Raw genomic sequence first — 17868 nt, forward strand, 5'->3', positions numbered from 1 at the left:
GGTGGTCAGCGCGGTTCCCAGGCGTCCGGGCGGGCGATCAGCTTCCGGACGTGCCCGGGGAGCTTGCCGCTGGCCATCTCGGCGAGGCTGACCTCGTCGACGACCTGCCGGACGGCGGCGCGCACCGCCACCCAGAGCCGGGGCAGGTTCTCCGCCGCGCCGGCGTACTGCGTCTCCTCGGGGCGTACGCCGCGCACCCCGGCGAGCGGGCCGTCCACGGCGCGCAAAATCTGCCCGATGGTGACGTCGCGGGGCGGCCGGGCGAGGGTGTAGCCGCCCTCGGCGCCGCGCTGGGCCCGGACGATCCCGGCACGGCGCAGGTCCGCCAGGACGGCCTCCAGGAACTTGCGGGGCATGTCCTGCTCGGCGGCGATGACCTGGGTCGACAGCAGGGCGGGGTACGCGGTGGCCAGGCTCAGGGCCGCCCGGACCGCGTAGTCGCCGCGCGCGGAGATCTGCACCCCGTCATCATGCCCGGCCGTTGCCCACCGGGGAGTCGGCGGGCCGACGCGGGCGCACCATGCGGACAGTCGCCGGCTGTTCCCGGTTGGCCCGGAAGGCTCCCGGGCTGACCCCGACCTCCCGGGTGAAGAACCGGCCGAAGTTGGTCGGCTCGGGAAAACCCAGCCGCCGGCCGATCCCGGCGATCGGCTCGTCGGTGGCCGCGAGCAGCCGGCTGGCCTGCAACGCCACCCGCTCGTCGATCACCTGCTTGGCGCTGCGGCCGGTGACGGCCAGGCAGGCCCGGGTGAGGGTACGCACCGAGCAGCCCAGTCGCGCGGCATAGTCCTCGACCCGGCGGGTGTGTCGGTAGTCGCGCTCCACCTCCCGGCAGAGCCGGTGGAAGGTGACCGACTCGCCGCGCGGGGCCGACCGGTCCGGCCCACCGGGCAGCAGGCTGAGCCGCAGCAGCAGCACGGCGAGCTGGTGCCGCAGCAGCGCCCGGGCCGCCGGTACGTCCCGGTGCCGCTCGGCGTCCACCGCCAGCTGGGTCACCTCGCTGATCACCGCGTCCTCGTCCTCCCCGGCGAGCTGCCGGTAGGCCGGCACCGCGTCCGGGTCGACGTCCAGCCCGCGCAGCGTCCCCGCGCCCCAGCGCACCACCGTCGCGTCGAGCTGGGTGCCGAGGCAGCGCAGCACCTGACCGGCGCGGACCCGCAGCAGCGTGCCGGGCCGGCAGGGCAGCGCCCGGAAGTCCAGTTCTGCGGTGCCGTGCCCGCCGGTGACCAGGATCAGCAGGTCGGCGTCGACGAGCACCGGCCGCCGCCAGCCCGGCTCGGGGGCCAGGTCGGCGAGGGCGCCGGTGCCGATCTCGTCGATGTCGGACGGGAGGTCGGTGCGGGTTGCCGGGGAGAGCTGACCGGGAGTGACCATCGTCCCGACGTTAACCGGACAACCTGCACCTTGCATCTCGACCGGGGTCGGCGGGCGGGGGTTGTCGCCGTGGTCACGCCCGATTAGGTTACCGATCGGTAGCCGGGCCGGCGGGTCCCGCCGAGGCGCGAGGGGATGCGGATGAGCGAGCTGTTCTCGGTCGACGGCAAGACCGTCCTGGTCACCGGCGGGTCGCGGGGGATCGGGCTGATGATCGCCCGGGGCTTCGTCCGGGCGGGCGCGCGCGTGATCATCTCCTCGCGCAAGGCCGACGTGTGCGCCCGGGTCGCCGCCGAACTCTCCGCCGAGGGGCGGTGCGAGGCGATCCCCGCCGACCTGAGCCACGACGAGGGCGCGCAGGGGCTGGCCGCCGCGGTGTGCGAGCGCACCGACCGACTCGACGTGCTGGTCAACAACGCCGGCGCGACCTGGGGCGCGCCGCTGGAGGCATACCCGGAGGCCGCGTTCGACAAGCTCTGGGCGGTCAACGTCAAGGCCGTCTTCCGGCTCACCACCGCGCTGCTGCCGGCGCTGCGCGCGGCAGCGAGCGCCGACGACCCGGCCCGCGTCATCACCATCGGGTCGGTCGACGGCCTCCGCGTCCCGTTCATGGAGGTGTACGCCTACTCGGCCACCAAGGCCGCCGTGCACATGCTCACCCGCAGCCTCGCCCACCAGCTCGCCGCCGAACGGATCACCGTCAACGCGATCGCGCCCGGACCGTTCGAGAGCCGGATGATGGCGTTCGCGCTCGACGACCCGGCCTCCCGGGCCGCGATCGAGCAGCAGGTGCCGCTGGGCCGGATCGGGCGACCGGACGACATGGCGGGCACCGCCATCTTCCTGGCGTCCCGGGCCGGCGCCTACCTGACCGGGGCGGTGATCCCCGTCGACGGTGGGATCACCACGCACGGCTGAAGGCGGGGACGCTGTCCGCGTACCCCTGGGTGACGGCCGGGGCCGCGCGGACTCGGCAGATCCGCGCGGCCCCGGTGCGGGTGGGTCAGCGGCCGGCGAGCAGCCGGTTCACCGCGGTGTCGACGTCCAGGTGCTCGGCCTCGCGGCCGCGCGGGACGACGACGTAGGTCCGGCGCAGGAAGCGCACGAGCACGCTGCGCGGTACCTCGAACAGGGCGTTGCCGTCCGGGGACGACAGCGCGAGCGCGACGAAGTCGCCGCGCGGAGTGGCCCACGGCCACACCCGGACGTCGCCGATGCCGGCCGGCTCGTCGAGCCCGGTGACCAGCAGTTCGCGCGCGAACGACCAGCTCACCGCCTCGCCGCCGGCGGATTCGGCGTGGAACAGGACATGGACCGCATACGGGTCAGCAGGGTCGTAACGCAGACTGGCACGCACCGGCAAGGCGGTGGCGTCAGGTGCGACGAGCCTTAGCGACGTCTCGACCTCTACGGTCGTCGGTCGGATGACACTCATGGACGTTCTCCCCCCGGCACCGCTGCGGAACGCGCGTGTCCCGCTTTTCCCATACTCAGGTGCTACTCCTGGCTACGCTCCGCCATACGCTGACTTCACCCAGTGGTGGGAAGGGGGTCGGAAGGCCCGCTAGAATGTGAAAATTCTTGTAGGATTTCCGGTTCTGCCCAGTGCGTGATCCCGCCCGGCATCGGGTGGTTCAGTCGTCGACTTACTCCGGTAACGTCCAGTCGTCCGCAGGGGTGACGGTCGCGGGCCACACTGGGGGTGGAAATGGTCACGAAGCGTTCCGAAGTGGAGCCGACGACCACGGTCGACCCACCGAAAGGTGCGGCCCGAGCAGCCGAAAGGCGGGGGTACGGGGTGTCCACCGAACCAGGGTCGCGGCGCCCCTCCGGCACCGCCGTGGCCCCTCGCCGCAGCGGTTGGCAGCAGCGGGTGCACACCACCCTCGACCTGATCCGGGCCAACCCCACCGGCCGGGTCGCCCTCAAGATCTTCATCGGGGTGGCCGGCGCCATCGTCGTCACTGTCGGTATAGCGCTCATCCCGCTCCCCGGGCCCGGCTGGCTGCTGGTGATCGCCGGACTCGGGATCTGGGCCGTCGAGTTCCACTGGGCGCGCCGACTGCTCGGCTTCACCCGCCGGCACGTGCACGCCTGGACCCGCTGGGTCACCAGCCGGTCGCTGCCGGTGCGGTTCGTGCTGGGGGCGGTCGGGCTGGTCTTCGTGGCCGTGGTGGTGTGGCTGTCGCTCAAGTACAGCCTCGGCATCGACCTGGTGGCGCGGGCGCTGCACTACCTCGCCACGCACTGACCACCCGGGTTTTTGGTCCGGGCCCTCGATCAGGTAGAGTTCTCAGCGCTGAGGGCGATTAGCTCAGCGGGAGAGCGCTTCGTTCACACCGAAGAGGTCACTGGTTCGATCCCAGTATCGCCCACCATCGAAGTACCGCAGCAAGAGCCATCCTCGGAAGAGGGTGGCTCTTCTGGTTGCATCGTCAGGCTTCGTTGAACGTCAGCAGATCGTCAGCGAACGCGTTGCGGATTCATCAAGGCCGGCCGTCCGAGTGACGGATGGAGCCTCAGCCTGGTCGACAGGTGCTGGTGACCCCACGTGGGCGTCGCCGGTCGGAATGCCTGCGACGCCTACTCGGCGGCGAAGGTCGGGAGGCCGACCATGCGGCTTCATCGGTGGGCGATGGCGACAGATGCGCGCTGTCCAACAGCCTGGACGGCCCTGACGGTCGGCGGCCTCGTGCTGCTCTGAGCGTTCTGGCAGGCTCTCGTCATGCGCCCCATGGACGGCCGTGACGTCGACGAAGCCGTGGCCGAGATGGTGCGGGTACTTGCACCGCACGAGTCCGCGGACTGGCGACGCCCGGCTGGCACCCTCGAATGGAGCTGCTGGAAGACGGCCGCCCATGTCGCGCATGACCTCCTCGCGTACGCCGGGCAGCTCGCTGCTCTACCCGAATCCGCCTACCTTCCGTTCGACCTGGTGGTACGCGACGACGCGTCTCCCCGCGATCTGCTGCGAACAGTCACCGGCGCAGGACGGTTGCTGAGTAATGCGTTGGCCGTATCTGACCCTTCGGTGCGAGCCTGGCACTGGGGTCCGACGGACCCGAGCGGCTTCGCAGCGCTGGGCGTGAACGAGACGCTGGTGCACACCCACGACATCACCGAAGGTCTCGGCATCGTGTGGCATCCGCCCGAATCTCTCTGCAGCGCCGTGCTCGCCCGGCTTTTTCCCGACACTCCGGCCGAGGATCCGGTCCAGGCGCTCCTCTGGTCCACAGGGCGTACCGACCTTCCCGGCCGGCCTCGACTCATGTCGTGGGTCTTGAAGGCTGCAGTCGGCTAGGTCAACTGTCGGTGCCGCTGCTCCTCCTGTGCACGAGCATCCGCTCGTAGCGATCGGTGCTCTCCCTGTCGCAGGCCACATGGCGGACGCGTGCCGCACATCAGCCGACGGAGGACCGGAGTGTGCTGTGAGCTGTTGCCGAATTGGCCTGCACTGAATCAAGGCGCTCCGCGCGGCGCGGGCCGGGGCGCGGCAAACGGCTCCTGCCGAGCCGCCGCCCCGGCGCAAGGGCGCCGGGGCGGAAAATCAGCCGGCCCGAAACCCACGCCCCGCCCCGCGCATCACCCCTGGGTCAGTGAAGTGACCCGGTGACGAATCCCGAAGAACGGCCAAGACCAGGCGGACGCTCTCTCACCGGTTCCCGACGATCCAGAGACCCTCGGAAGGCCAGCGGCCACACGGGTGGACGGAGTTGCCGAACAACCGCGGTTGGCCGCTGGAGTCCCGGGAGGGAAAGGGGTGGAGGTGGTGGGAGGGGTGTAGGTGAGGGAGGCGCGGGGTTAGAGCTGTGCCTCCGGCGGGGGCCAGACGACTCCAGGATGGAGTTGCCGAACGGTTCCGGTGGGTGGGTGGTTGAGGTGGCACGCCATCCCGCCAGCCACCGACCCAGGCAAGCCGAGCAGACCAGGGCCAGGGCGACAAGGTCGTACGTCCGGTAGGGCGCTCCACCTTGTCACCCTGGCCCTGGCCTGCTCCACGGAGTGTGGGTCGGCGGCAGACAGTGAGGATGGTGGGGTGGGTCGCCGGGCTGGTCTGACTCACCGGCAGACCGACGCTTGCTTGTCCTCATCCCGATTCGTCGGCCGACCCGGTGGCCCCGACATCTACATGTCACCGGCCAGGCGTCGTGACTTGATAGGAGCCTGTGCGAGAGGCGCCCACCACTGTGTTGTCCGCATCGCCTGACCGGTGACGTGTCCACGTGTTCTCGACGCGACCGAGAAAGGCGGACCTCACCAGCATGGCAGCGAAGAAGCGATCGGTCATCGGCGGTGTCGACACCCACCGCGACACTCACCACGCGGCGATCATCGACAGCACGGGCGCGCTCCTGGCCGACGCCGAGTTCCCCGCGAACAGCGACGGCTATGCAGACCTGCTGGCCTGGATGCGCTCGTTCGGCCGGCTGACCGCCGTCGGAGTTGAAGGCACCGGCAGCTACGGCGCTGGCCTGGCCCGCCATCTGACCAGCAAGAAGGTCATCGTTGTCGAGGTCGACCGGCCCGATCGCAGGACGCGCCGCACCAAGGGCAAGTCCGACCCGATCGACGCCATCGCCGCCGCCCGGGCGACCCTCGCCGGCACCGCCATGGGCACACCGAAGACCCGCACCGGACCGGTCGAAGCCATCCGCGCCCTGCGAGTAGCCCGCCAAGGCGCAGTCAAGGCCCGCACGGCAGCGATCAACCAGATGCGCGGCCTGATCGCCGCCGCCCCGGAAAACCTGCGGGCACAGTTGACCAAGCTCAGCGCTGCCGTCCTGGTCACCCGCTGCGCCGCACTCACCATCGACCCGACCCGGCTCCACGACCCTGAACAGGCCACCGCCGCCGCGCTGTCCGGACTCGCCCGGCGAGCCAGCATCCTGACCGAGGAGATCACCACCCTGGACCGGCAGCTGGCACCGCTGGTCCGCCAGGCCGCGCCCCGCACCAGCGCCCTGTTCGGCGTCGGCACCGACGTCGCCGCTCAACTGCTCACCACCGCCGGCGACAACCCCGACCGGCTGCGCTCAGAAGCAGCACTGGCCCACCTCTGCGGTGCCGCACCCATCCCCGCCAGCTCAGGACGAGTGCGCCGCCACCGCCTCCACCGCGGAGGCGACCGCGGCGCCAACCACGCCCTGCACACCATCGCGCTGTGCCGCATGCGCTACGACCAACGCACCAGGGCCTACCTGCAACGACGCATCACCGAAGGCCTCAGCAAGCAGGAAATCCTGCGCTGCCTGAAGCGCTACATCGTCCGCGACGTCTACGCGGCCCTGCGGGCCGACTTCGCCGCCCTCACCCCTTGACCTCCATAGGAGCATCGGGATGACGAGCAAGGCACCTGCGGTGGCGAGGCACGCGGGATTCGGGACATCTGCCTGATAGGGCCATGCCGACTGCGGAGAGAGGCGCGACCTAATGCGAAAGGAGAATGCCTTCTCTTCAGCTGACAGCTGCTTCGATGCCCTCGCTGACGTCGCGCCACGCTGTGTCCGGGTTTTCCCAGTTCATTACCGCCTTGCCGTCAGTTGGGAGTGCCTGCAACTCCTTCAATGCCGGCTCATGGAGCCAATTGCAGTCTCTCACGATCACCGGGACGACCTTGCATTCGCCTGCCGTTCGCCTGCGTAACGCTTCCCGCATCTCCCTATCACTGCAGTAGTCGGATGCGAGGAAGTCTGCACTTATCAGTAGTATTACCAGATCAGCTTCCTGCAAGTTGCTATCGATTGCGTCTCGCCAGCCATCTCCCGCCCCAATGCGTCGGTCGCTCCACACGTCGATCAATCCGGACCTGCGGAGTACCTTCAGGTGACTCTCAAGAGAGTCTTTGTGTCGCTCGTCTTTGTGGCTATAGCTGATGAAGACGCGTGCACCTCTGCTGGTCGCTTCGACCGGGCCCTTGCGCAAGCTTTCTCTTTTTCGTGCCCTAAGGTCAACGCCATTCAGTAGTTCGGCTACATTTATATCGAAAAACTCGCCATCCATATACTCCTGGAGCATCGTCATTCCATTTCGCTCGGCGGCCACCAACTTTTCATACTGCACCGTCAGTTGGCGGCGAGCAATGACGACGGGAACGTATGCTTCTACTTTGAATAAAAAGCTTCGGTGAATATGCTCGAAGTCCGACCGGATGACTGCGAGGAGACGACGCCTTCCGGCCGTCGGGCCATCTACGGCAATGTGGATCACTCGATCTGTTGGTTCTGCTTTGATTAAGGCCTTGTTTCCTTCCCACGAGAGCACGCAGCCACTGCGCCACTTTGGTTGGTCGGTTGACAGTACATGTGAGCGAACGATAAACCTAGGCACCAGTCCCTCTGGTAGCACCGGGTATCTATACTGGAAGTGTAGAGCTCCCGCCTCCTTCACATGCCGTTCGACATCGACAGGCTGCTGCTTAGGAAGTAGTTCTGCAACCAGAAAGCGATCTGGGTGGTCGTGATAGGGAAAACACAGCTCGAATTTCCTCATCAGTTCAAGAAGGAAAGCGTGCCGCTCGGCGGGGTATTGATTCGGGTCAAGAATTTCAGTCAGATCTGCCGCTTCAATCTCGCCTCTTTTCTCTGAAGCTAGACGAGAGTTTAGGATGGCGTAGATTCCTTCAGTTACCCAGTGCGGATTTAAAACATGGGTATCGCGGAGGCGTGGATCATCTCTATAATTGAGGGCAATGCCTAGAAGGTGCAGATATTCTGCAAGCTTTTCCTGCTCGGCTTGGTCAACTTCCCCAAATTTTCGACACAATTGGCGAAACGACTCGAAGCTTAAGTAATTCTCGCGCATTGTGGATAGCTGATTCTTGATTTCGAACCATGCTGTGGGAAACTTGACCCTCAAGTCAGGAAGTTCGGAGGTTTCCTGCACGATCCGGGCTCTCAAGCGGTCGATTCCTAGGCCCTCGTCGCCAACCGCGCAATCTGACCTGACGAACGCACGGATCGCGGGGAATCTCTGGCGAAGGCCTACCTCATCAAGTTCGAATGGGTCCTTTGATATTTGATTCATGGCCACGATTACGGGTGAACCGGGAGCGAAGCTCTCCATCAACCGTAGCCAGTATTCAGCGTCTGCATCCGCGCTTCCAGACCGTCCTGAGAGCGCCAAGACATATAGGCTTCGGCTGGTCAAAAAGAACTGATGGGTTGCATGCATAATTTCTTGCCCGCCAAAATCCCATACATTAAGGCGCGCCTTCTGTTGGTCGGGAAGTGTAACATCCCAGGTCGTTACCTGTATCCCCTCTGTTCTGAGCTCTCCGGACTCAAAGTGGTTGTGAACTAATCGGTTAACCAGCGAGGTTTTGCCGACACCACCCCAGCCGAGCAAAATCAGCTTCGCCTCGTTGAGTGGTTTGCCGGACTCCGCTGTCCGAAAGTAATAGTCGAGAATTCTTTTGGCGGACCCGTCCCATCCGCCCTCCGGGAACTGACCGAGAATTTCCTCCGGCAGTTGAAGTAGTGGGTGGCCGTGCAACAATAATACTTCCAGGCCAGGCAGATTTTTGAGAGCCGCGGGGAGAGAGGCGAGGCTTTCTAATCTTACGTCTTGCTCGCTTGGAGTACGGATAGCGCGCACGCTGCGACTTGGAGTTTCCTCCCACTCCACCGGGGCATCGTCGCTATCGTCTTCCCGTATCAAATAAGCGCCGTATCCTGCTTGACTGAAGAAGTCAAGAATCTTAAGCCTCTGCCAAGAGGTGACTACCTCCGGGACTTGATCGAATCGGTTAAATCCTAGGCGAACGTGGCGCAGTGGAAGACCCGCCATCGTGTCGGGTAGGTCTGTTAGGAAATTCCGTTCGAGTGATAGGCTTCTCAGTCTCTTAAGAGCGCCGAATGACGGAGGAATTGCGGTGAGATTGTTCCGGGCGAGGTTCAGCTGTATTAGATTAGGCAGGCGGTCCCATTTGTCGGGTAACACATGAAGGTTATTCGCCCAAAGCTGAAGTGTCTGCAAATGCTCTAAGTCGAAGAGCCAGTTAGGGATCTGGCCGAAATGGTTGTCCCCGATCGCCAAGTGGCGGAGTTCCTTCAGGTGGCCGATAGAAGGCGGAAGGTGGCAATTGGAGCCCGCACTGAACTTTTGAAGGCCCGTCAGTTCCCCTACCTGGGGAGGAATGAACAAATCATCATTGCTCCATAGGTCTAGAACTCGGAGATTCTTTAGGTTGCCAATTCGTGGCGAGACGGAAGTAATTCGGTTGCTGGTTAGCTTGAGAATCGTCAGTTGTTCAAGGCTATATACCTCATCCGGAATCTCTTCGATCTGCGCGAAAGAGAGATCTAGGACACCGGTTTCTGCGGAATTTTGGATGGCTTCTTCGACTTCTTCTAACGACCAACCGGTATCTAGAACGTCGTCATCTTCATCTAGGTCATCATCATCGTGGTACAGGTCGTCATCATCGAACAACGCTTCTTGATTCAATCCGAGCCTCCCACAGCATTAACTTCATCGGACTGTCGTTCAAAGTCGAGAGCCGCTTAGTGTTTGAACGCGAGCGCTACCGGACTCACTGCAACAGACTCGCTACGAGTCGCGACTCGTTAGGGCGGTATAAGAGTAGACAGGCAATTCGCCAACATCGTCAATGTAAACATAGGCGTGATCGACTCCGGGGCTTGCGACGTCGGAGGATCCGAGATAAAAGCCACTCTGATGCAGTATCAATTGCGGCGGAAGGGCTCCACCAGAATCGGTCTCTATGGGGACCACCCGGCCATCTGCGGGCCCACCGACCAGCCATCCCTCTACAATGGTCATTGGAGGATCATCCCAGGTGATAGGAGTGAAAGGAAGCCTGGCTTCAGGGGTGACCGGTGGATGCCTGGGGCCGAGGGCCGACGTCAGACGCCCAGCCCGTGACTCCGAGGAGCACGTGCGGCAAGCTGGGCTTGTGACTGCGGCCATCATTGCTGCGAGCGCGAGCGTTGTCGTCGCCGTGCTTGCCTTCGTACTCAACCAGTATGGACAGACTCGCCGAGACCGGCGGCAGGCTCGCTTGAGCCGAGTCAATGGTCAGTTGCGCGACCTTTATGGCCCGTTAAACGCCATTGTGGACTCAAACGAGCGGGTTTGGGTCGCATTGCGAGGCACTGCGCTTCCTGGTGCGACCGAGCGGAGCGCCACTGCGGGCGATGCTGCCTGGCGCAGGTGGCGAGACGAGGTCCTTCAGCCCGCGAACCGTCAGATGCGCGATCTCGTCTTCAGGTATGCCGACCTACTAGTGGAGGAGGAGGTACCTGTACCGCTCCGCGACTTCTGTGCCCACGTGGCTGCTCAAGAGATTGTCCGCGCTTCCGAGGCTCAGGGTGTCAAAGAGGACCCTCTAATTGGCCACCCGGGCGACGCCTACGTTTCATACGTCCGCTCGACCTTCTCTGCCCTCAAGAAGGAGCAGGCTCGTCTGCTGCGGCAGACACGTTAGCCACCAGGGGATCTACGAGAGACGCGCGACGAGACCAGATGGCAGCCGTTGAAGCACGACTGCCGACGAAAGTGGCGTCCACACCTCATATGGGGCGGCGAAGTAGGGTCGGCGGGTCTCAGCTGGGTAGGGAACTTTGTACAGCAGCTGAGCGCCGAGCAACACCGCCTACGGCCGCCGTCAGCAAGAAATCAGCAAGAGGCGCCGTGCCAACGATGGGTGACCGACCTCAGGCGGTGGCCGGCAAGAACCTGGCGGCGTCAGATGGCATCGGTTGGCGCACATCGACTAACGTGATCAACATTCACACCGAAGAGATCAAAGGTCGATCTTCCGTTTCCCTGATTTCGAGAGGTTGGTGCGGGAAGTCGTTGGCCTTGATACTGGGCGGATGGCGGAGCTGACTCGGTGGACGGTCCATGGCGAGCGGATGGTGGACGACACCCGACGGGCGCGGTTGAGCATCGCGTCTGTCGAGCTGCCAGACGGGGTCCGGTTCGAGCAGTACGTGATCCGGGCACCCCGCTCGGCCATGGTCGCCGTCCTCGATGACCGGCAGCGCCTGCTCCTGATGCGGCGTCACCGCTTCGTGTTCGACCGCTGGGTCTGGGAACTGCCCGGTGGCTACGTCGACGATCAGGAGGAGCCGGCGGAGTGCGCGGTCCGTGAGGTCGAGGAGGAGACCGGCTGGCGGCCGGGCGAAGTGGAGCCCTTGTTGACGTTCCAGCCATGGGTGGGCACGGCCGACGCGGAAAATCTGCTGTTCCTCTCGCGCAGCGCGAAGCACATCGGAGCGCCGACGGATGTCAACGAGGCTGAGCGGGTCGCCTGGATCCCGCTGAACGAGGCCCGAGAGCTGGTTAGCAGAGGCGAGATCGTCGGCGCGGGAACAGTGATCGCCGTGCTGGAGTTGGTCGCCCGGGAGGCGCGCGGCGAGCTGTAGCGAGTCAGCGCTGAGTACCCAAGGCAGCGTCGACTCGCGCGATGAACTGTCGTACGACAGGTCGCTTCCGGTGCGGTGCGAGCTCGGCTTGCAGGTCGCGTACGTAGCGGACGGCCCGGGTGGAGCGGAGTTGGGCGGTGAGCGTTAGGGCTTCCGCGCCGATCGCACAGCCGCGTTCGGGCTCGCCGCGCTGGACCTGGACGGAGGCGAGCAACGCCAGGTTGAAGGCCTTGCCGCGGATGTAGCGCTCGTCCATGTCGAGGGACCGGCGGGCGAAGCGTTCGGCGGGCAACGCCTTGCCCAGGGCGTGGAAGCAGTGGGCGAACTTCGCGGACAGGTAAGCCTCGTCGAAGTAGCCCAGCCACTGCGGGTTGCCGCTGCGGTCGGCCCGGTCGAGGGTCTGCTCGGCTTGGTGCAGGGCAGCCGCGCACGCCTTCTCGTCGCGGGCGGTCGCGTGGGCGTGCGCTTCCATCACGTACGCCTCGGCGGTCAGGACGGCCAAACCGGCGCGTCGGGCGGTTTGCCGCGCGGCGCGGGCCAGGTCGATGCCGGTCGCTGCCTGACCCAGGTAGGTGGCCTGGTGGCTCATCGCGGCCAGAATCTCCGCCCCCAGTCCGGCATCGCCAGCGGCGCGGGCCAGGTCCAGGGCAAGGGTGAGGTGGCGCTGGGCGATGCCGTGCTCCGCCAGGTCGTACGCCTGCCAGCCGGCGAGCTGGGTCAGCTCGGCTGTGGCGCTGAGCAGGCTGCGGCCCGTCGCCGGGTCGTATCGGCCGTCGGTCAGGAGCGGGGTGACCTCCTGGTGGAGATAGCGCGCGACGGCGTCACGGGCGTGACCGCCGCCGTACTGGTTGTCCAACCGTCGCCAGGTCGAGCACAGCTCGCGGATGGTGTCGATGTCGGGTTGGCCGACGGTGCGTCGGCCGGACCTGCTGACGGGCTCCCCGGTAGGTGCGGTGAACCAGCGCAGCGCGGGGAGGGTGTAGGCCGCCGAAGCGAACGCCGTCTGGCGGATCAGTTCTCTGCGGTTCACGTCGCCTTCCCAGAGCCGTACTGCGGCGCGGAGATCGTCGCGCCAGCATCGGTCGACCGGGGTGTCACTCTGCCGCTGCTGGCCGGTGTGGACCATGTCGTGATGACATGGTCGGCGGGTAGGCGCCAGACCGAGCGTCATCCTCGACTCGTCGGGCATGTCGAGTCCGTCGGCTATCCGCTCCAGCACCTCTATTGAGGTGACCTTTCGACCGGCCATGACCCGGCTGACGTATCCCTGCTCTAGTCCGACCGCAGCCCCGATACGGGTCTGACTCGCGCCGGTCAGCCGGCTGAGCGTTCGGAAGAGCCCGCCGATGTCCCGCCTGCTCAACGACTCGCAGACGACTTTGTCGGACCACACGTCCGAAGGGATCCGCAGCGGATCGAGCAGCACGCCAGCTCCCGGAGTGGTCATCCGACTACCGATGGTGTCTGCCGGTGAGCCTAGGCGGGGGATCCGACGTGGTCGAGAAGGGTCATGTCACCGTGACATGACTGGCCGACATGGCCGCCCACCCATGCCCTGCGAGACGGTGCCGGCATGGCGTTCAACTGTGAGATTCGCACCGGCCGGCAGGGCCGGCGGGCGCTGAACGGGCCGGCCCGATGAAGTCGGATCCGACCGGGACGCGTCGGGTGTCGTACGCGGAGTATCTGGCCGCAGTCGCGATGACCTTGGCGCGGCGGCACCGGCCGGCGTGGTCGTGGCGGCGGTGGGTGTGCCGGTGTGGTGCGGAGTTGCCTTGCCGGAGTCGACACCGGATTCCGATCAGTGGTGCGCACTGGCCGGGGGAGGGGTCGTGACGGGGCTGGAGGAGCGGATTCTGCGCGTACACCTGCCGGGCCTGGACGGGATGTGCGGCGGGTGTCGGGTGTGGTGGGGGCGGCTCGTGCCGTACCCGTGTTGGCAGGTGGAGTGGGCGACCAGCCGGCGGGCGCGGCGGTTGACCGCGACCGTGCTCGGAGGTCGCGGGTGAGCAGTCACGGGCCGGTGCTGCCGCTGTGGAGTTGCGGTGGTTGTGGTGGGCCGTGGCCGTGCGGGACGCGGCGGCGGGAGTTGCGGGCGGAGTTCGCCGACGCCCGGGTGTCGCTCGCGCTGTACATGGGTGGGCAGTTGGCGCGGGCGGCGGAGGATCTGCACTGGGTGCCGGCGGGGGTGCTGCACCGGCGGTTCCTGGGGTGGTTGCGGTGAGCATCCTGCGGCCCGGGGACGAGAAGTTCCACTACAGCGTCGGCTCGCACCGGTGGATCCCGCCGGACCCGGACTACGACCAGGAGGTCTGGGACGAGCAGGTCCGACAGCACAAGCAGGGTCACCTCAGGAACGAGTGCCCGAAGGTCCGCATCCAGCGGCTCGTCTGAGGTCAGCAGCACGCGTCCCGGCCCGTTAGCGTCCGTACGTGTGTCTACGTCCGCGTGATGTGGCGGGCCGGGCCGGGCCGTTGCCCCGCTACCCAGGAGGACGGGGCGATGTCAGATGGGATGCAGCCCCACCTCAGATTGGCTTGGTCACCTCATCCGCAATGAAGCAGTCACCGCTGTGACAAAGCCAGACCTGCACGCCGTTGATGCCACCAGAAGGGCCTTCTACAAGGAAATTGAAGCTGACAGAACCGCCGCTAGAGGTTCTGGTCTGGGTAAGCGAAGAGAGTTCCACGTCAGACTGGAAGAAGACGAACTTTGCGGTCGTCGAGCCAGCAGAACTCGTGTAGTCGTAGACTTCGCCCTGGACGCCGACGGACCGGTTGTACCAGGTCACGCCTCCCTGAGTCCAGCCGAAGTTCTCGGAAGTGTCACTGAACGGAGACACCGGGTAGGCGGCAGATGCGGGAACTGCAGTGAGCCCCAGCGCCGGGATTACTGCAGCGACCGTTACGAGCAGACGTCTGCCAAAGCTTCTCACGCGATCTCCGATCAGAGAAATGAGGCCCTTGAGTCAGCCTAGGAGGTGGGCCTGATGCGCACGCTGCGGCATGCAGAACCGAATCCATCGGCCTGTCGCCCGAAGCCTACCGGACTGTCCACTCTGTAACGGTCCCGCTGGCACTTGCGGGGAGCGGAATCTGCGGCTGCTCTCCGAGATGAACGGCTGGCCACGGTCACCTGTCGACCTGCAGCCTGGGTGTTCGGTCAATTGACCACCGCCCCGCCGTCGCGGAGATAGAGGAGTTGGGTGAAGAACAGAAACAGCTGCTCGATCTCCGGGGCGAGTTGCAGATGATCATGGGCGCCGAGGCCGTCGATCGGGGAGAGCAGTCGAGTGGCCTGTCGGAGGACGTTGTCCTCGGTCTCCGCAGCGGCGCGCCGGAACACCTCACTGGACAGCCCGGACCGGTACGCCTCACCGAGCATGCCGCGGCCCTCATAGGCCTGCAGGATGTGGATGATCGCGGCGTTGGTCTCCCGGATGCCCGGGGTGCCCGGCTTTGCGAACGGCTCCTCGGACGTATGGTGCACGCCGCGCACCACCTGCTGGCGGTCGGCTTCCAACGCGCTCCGCCGGCCACCCGGTCGGATGCCGCCGTGATCCCTGCTGGCCAGGGCGACGAGCAGACGCGCAGGCTCGGTCAGGCCGCCGATCTCGTTCCAGTACCCGCCGTGCTGGTGCTGAACGATGTACGGAAGCTCTGCGATGTCGTTGTCGGTGGGACCGACGACGAGCCCCCACGGCTCCTTGTCGAGCAACCGGCGGCCCAACCGGTCGGCCAGCACCCGACGGATCAGTCCGGAGCGCTCGGTGTTCAGCGCCGCCCGCAGGGTGTGTCGGCTTCTGTCCGGTGCCCCGGTGAGCAGGTATCCGTAGCGGCGGTACGGATCGCCGGAGCGCAGGGCGCGGGGCAGTGATCCGGTTCGTTGACCGTCCGGAAGCTGTCTGCTGTGCAACCACGCCGAGGCCTGGGTCCAGAGCGACCTGCCGATCTGGCCGAGCCTGCTGAGCGGAGAGAAGACCTCATTCCGGAAGAAGCGATTCCGCGCTATTCGCTCCGCCTCTGCGAGGGAGGCCGGCACGAGCGCCCGGCTTCGGTGCAGCCCGGCGAGCACGCTTCCCGCCAGCATCACCACCGCCACCGCGGACAGCGTCCAACCCAGCCAGCTGAGCCATGGCACCGTCCTTCCCAGCGGGAGCCGCAGGGCGGCGATCCCGGCGATCGCCAGCAGCGCGGCCGCGCACGCGTTCAGCAGCATCGTGTTGGTGAGGTGCACCCGCTCGAGCCGGTTCAGTTCGCCCAACTGTTCGTCGACCCGGTCCCGGCGCGCTGCGGCGATCCGCTGCGCCGTCGCTTCCCGCTCCCCGGGCCAGCGACGGACCAGTTCCTGGAAGCGTCGATCTGCCTCGTCCGCGCGGTAGGACTCGTTCAGCTCCCTGACGCCCCGCGTCAGCTGGTCGGCGCTCTGCGTCCGGCTCCACCCCAGGGCGGCGAGTTCCCCGTACAGGTCGGACAGGTCCGGCTCGTCGGCCTCGAGTCGCTTGTGTCTGGACCCGAGGAGGTCACGCAGCGCCCGGTCGAGGGTGTTGCTGTCACGGTAGACGAACACCTCGTCGTAGACCCGCCGCAAGAGGCTCTGCACCTCTGAGCTGGCGTAGCCGATCACGATCAGCACGTGCCGCTCCGCCGGCCCCGCGTCACCTCCCGACATGCCGGCCTTGACCCGCGCCAGGAGATCCTCCTCGGCGCGTTCGGCCTCGGCGAGATAGAACATCGCCTCACTGAGCCGGACCATCAACCGCGTCGCTCCGGGCAGGTTCACCGTGAACTGGAAGCTGGCCTGCAGATTGATGGTGAGCTGACCCAACCCCCAGAGCACCCGACGTACCGACATCTCCACGGTCGCCCGATCGAGGACGAGCAGGCTGTCCGGGATGTTCTCGGGGCCGATGCACTCCAGCGGCGGAGCGAAGTCCTGAAACGACTGCCAGGCGAGCTGCAACAGTGCCCGCACGTTGCCGCCACTTGTGATCAACAGCGTCCGCACCGCGGCGTCCGTGAACGGCCACGCCGACCGGTAGAAGCCCTGTTCGGCCGGGTCGAGCACCGTGAGCACGTACATGCCGAGCAGTTCGAAGGCCTGACTCGGCTGCAGTGGAAAGCAGGGGACGTCGTTGGACCCGAACCGCTGGCGCAGGTCGGCCGGCAAGAGCGACCAGGTCTCCTCGCTGGCGGCGACGATCAGCATGCCGCCGATATCGGGTATCGACTCGACCAGTGAGTGGAGGAAGCCGCAACTCTCCACCACCAGGCTGCCCGCCGGACCGGCCAGGAACTTCTCCGCCTGGTCGAGGATGAGGACCAGCGGTCGGTTCGCCCGGTCGCAGAGCAGGGCCAGCAACTGGAGCCCGTAGCGGCACTGGTCGGCCGTCTCGAGCGGACCGGAGATGCCCAGCCGGCGCAGCTCCGAATCGGGTACGGGGCGGGCCTGCAGCCAGGCGAAGGCGGCGTCCTGAAGATCGGGCTCCAGCAGATAGATGAGTGCCCGGTGGAAGTTGGACTCGTCCCGCACCACGTTCTGCAGGCGATCAGCCTGCGCCTGGAGCAGGAGGCCACGCTCGAGGAGGTGCTTGTTGAACATGTCGAGCAGGATCGACGGATTCTTCTGGAAGGCAGCACTGTCGCGCAGCGGCAACGGCCCGCCGTGACTCAGTGAGCCGAGGAACTTCAGTGCGACGTCGGTGAGATACGAGAGCGACACCTGCGCCATGAGCAGCCGGTAGGCATGCACGAAGTTCGGACTGCTGAGCTTCACGTACAGCGGGAAGAGCGCGTCGTCGGCGGGCCCGACGGAAGTATGTTCGGTGGCCACCTGTCCGACGGCGGCCCGGATGGCATGGGTCTTGCCGGAGCCGTGCTCACCGTGCACGAAGACCGCCTGACCCTCACGTCGGCCGGCCGTCTTCGGCGCCAGTTGGAAGCGGGCGACGAACGTGGTGGTACGCCGTACCGCATCGAGTTGGAGCGTCGGCGTGTGCTGCTGCCAGGACCGGTACGAGTCGAGGAACGGTCCCTCCTCCACGGCGGTGGTGGCCTGTGCCGGGAACGGGTTGAAGGCGGGGATCGATGTGGCCACGCTGCGTTCA

The 17868-nt window shown here is 66.0% G+C and carries 15 protein-coding genes and 1 tRNA gene; 9 read left to right on the top strand and 7 right to left on the bottom strand.

Features of this window, described 5'->3' with window-relative positions:
- Positions 1-5 precede the first annotated feature (5 nt).
- Together MRQ36_RS22095 and MRQ36_RS22100 are read right to left on the bottom strand one after the other, a co-directional pair.
- Positions 6-461 carry an Rrf2 family transcriptional regulator gene (locus MRQ36_RS22095; protein ID WP_242798259.1) on the bottom strand — a complete coding sequence of 152 codons (456 nt, stop codon included), beginning with the start codon at positions 459-461 and terminating at the stop codon, positions 6-8.
- A 7-nt stretch (positions 462-468) separates the two neighbouring features.
- On the bottom strand, positions 469-1374 hold the full coding sequence (locus MRQ36_RS22100) for a helix-turn-helix transcriptional regulator (RefSeq protein WP_242798260.1): 906 nt from the start codon (positions 1372-1374) through the stop codon (positions 469-471).
- Positions 1375-1515: 141 nt separating this feature from the next.
- Here MRQ36_RS22100 and MRQ36_RS22105 point away from each other — a divergent pair, with 141 nt between their 5' ends.
- Positions 1516-2292 (top strand): SDR family oxidoreductase, encoded by a 777-nt coding sequence (locus tag MRQ36_RS22105; protein WP_242798261.1) that lies wholly within the window; start codon positions 1516-1518, stop codon positions 2290-2292.
- A gap of 85 nt (positions 2293-2377) precedes the next feature.
- Here MRQ36_RS22105 and MRQ36_RS22110 read toward each other — a convergent pair whose 3' ends face one another.
- Entirely contained in the window at positions 2378-2809 is a 432-nt protein-coding gene (locus MRQ36_RS22110) for an SsgA family sporulation/cell division regulator (protein WP_007457244.1), read from the bottom strand.
- Between the two features lie 294 nt (positions 2810-3103).
- Here MRQ36_RS22110 and MRQ36_RS22115 point away from each other — a divergent pair, with 294 nt between their 5' ends.
- From MRQ36_RS22115 to MRQ36_RS22130, 4 genes are all read left to right on the top strand, one after another.
- On the top strand, positions 3104-3625 hold the full coding sequence (locus MRQ36_RS22115; protein WP_374251171.1) for a TIGR02611 family protein: 522 nt from the start codon (positions 3104-3106) through the stop codon (positions 3623-3625).
- Between the two features lie 52 nt (positions 3626-3677).
- Positions 3678-3752, top strand: a tRNA-Val gene (locus MRQ36_RS22120).
- A gap of 356 nt (positions 3753-4108) precedes the next feature.
- Complete coding sequence (locus tag MRQ36_RS22125) at positions 4109-4675, top strand: maleylpyruvate isomerase N-terminal domain-containing protein (RefSeq protein ID WP_242801295.1); 567 nt, start codon at positions 4109-4111, stop codon at positions 4673-4675.
- A gap of 961 nt (positions 4676-5636) precedes the next feature.
- Entirely contained in the window at positions 5637-6692 is a 1056-nt protein-coding gene (locus tag MRQ36_RS22130; protein WP_242798266.1) for an IS110 family transposase, read from the top strand.
- A 136-nt stretch (positions 6693-6828) separates the two neighbouring features.
- Here MRQ36_RS22130 and MRQ36_RS22135 read toward each other — a convergent pair whose 3' ends face one another.
- On the bottom strand, positions 6829-9819 hold the full coding sequence (locus tag MRQ36_RS22135) for a COR domain-containing protein (RefSeq protein WP_242798268.1): 2991 nt from the start codon (positions 9817-9819) through the stop codon (positions 6829-6831).
- 1391 nt (positions 9820-11210) lie between these two features.
- Between MRQ36_RS22135 and MRQ36_RS22140 the strand changes: the two genes are divergently transcribed.
- Positions 11211-11762 carry an NUDIX hydrolase gene (locus MRQ36_RS22140; RefSeq protein WP_242798270.1) on the top strand — a complete coding sequence of 184 codons (552 nt, stop codon included), beginning with the start codon at positions 11211-11213 and terminating at the stop codon, positions 11760-11762.
- A gap of 4 nt (positions 11763-11766) precedes the next feature.
- Here MRQ36_RS22140 and MRQ36_RS22145 read toward each other — a convergent pair whose 3' ends face one another.
- Positions 11767-13188 (bottom strand): helix-turn-helix domain-containing protein, encoded by a 1422-nt coding sequence (locus tag MRQ36_RS22145; RefSeq protein WP_242801297.1) that lies wholly within the window; start codon positions 13186-13188, stop codon positions 11767-11769.
- Positions 13189-13594: 406 nt separating this feature from the next.
- Here MRQ36_RS22145 and MRQ36_RS22150 point away from each other — a divergent pair, with 406 nt between their 5' ends.
- Genes MRQ36_RS22150 through MRQ36_RS22160 form a run of 3 tightly spaced genes read left to right on the top strand, consistent with a single transcriptional unit; the run spans position 13595 to position 14156 of the window.
- Positions 13595-13771, top strand: coding sequence for a hypothetical protein (locus MRQ36_RS22150; protein ID WP_242798272.1), 177 nt, complete (start codon positions 13595-13597; stop codon positions 13769-13771).
- Complete coding sequence (locus MRQ36_RS22155; protein WP_242798273.1) at positions 13768-13986, top strand: hypothetical protein; 219 nt, start codon at positions 13768-13770, stop codon at positions 13984-13986. The genes MRQ36_RS22150 and MRQ36_RS22155 overlap by 4 nt, the downstream gene beginning before the upstream one ends.
- The gene (locus tag MRQ36_RS22160; RefSeq protein WP_242798275.1) at positions 13983-14156 is read left to right on the top strand and encodes a hypothetical protein; all 174 of its coding nucleotides are present in this window, start codon (positions 13983-13985) and stop codon (positions 14154-14156) included. Before MRQ36_RS22155 ends, MRQ36_RS22160 begins: the two co-directional genes overlap by 4 nt.
- 133 nt (positions 14157-14289) lie before the next feature.
- Here the strand turns inward: MRQ36_RS22160 and MRQ36_RS22165 are convergent, their stop codons facing one another.
- Both MRQ36_RS22165 and MRQ36_RS22170 read right to left on the bottom strand, forming a co-directional pair.
- Positions 14290-14553 carry a hypothetical protein gene (locus MRQ36_RS22165; RefSeq protein WP_242798277.1) on the bottom strand — a complete coding sequence of 88 codons (264 nt, stop codon included), beginning with the start codon at positions 14551-14553 and terminating at the stop codon, positions 14290-14292.
- Positions 14554-14924: 371 nt separating this feature from the next.
- Positions 14925-17858: a hypothetical protein gene (locus MRQ36_RS22170; protein ID WP_242798279.1), complete on the bottom strand. Its 2934-nt coding sequence runs from the start codon at positions 17856-17858 to the stop codon at positions 14925-14927.
- Positions 17859-17868: the final 10 nt, after the last annotated feature.

It is taken from the genome of Micromonospora sp. R77 (assembly GCF_022747945.1).
GTDB lineage: Bacteria > Actinomycetota > Actinomycetes > Mycobacteriales > Micromonosporaceae > Micromonospora.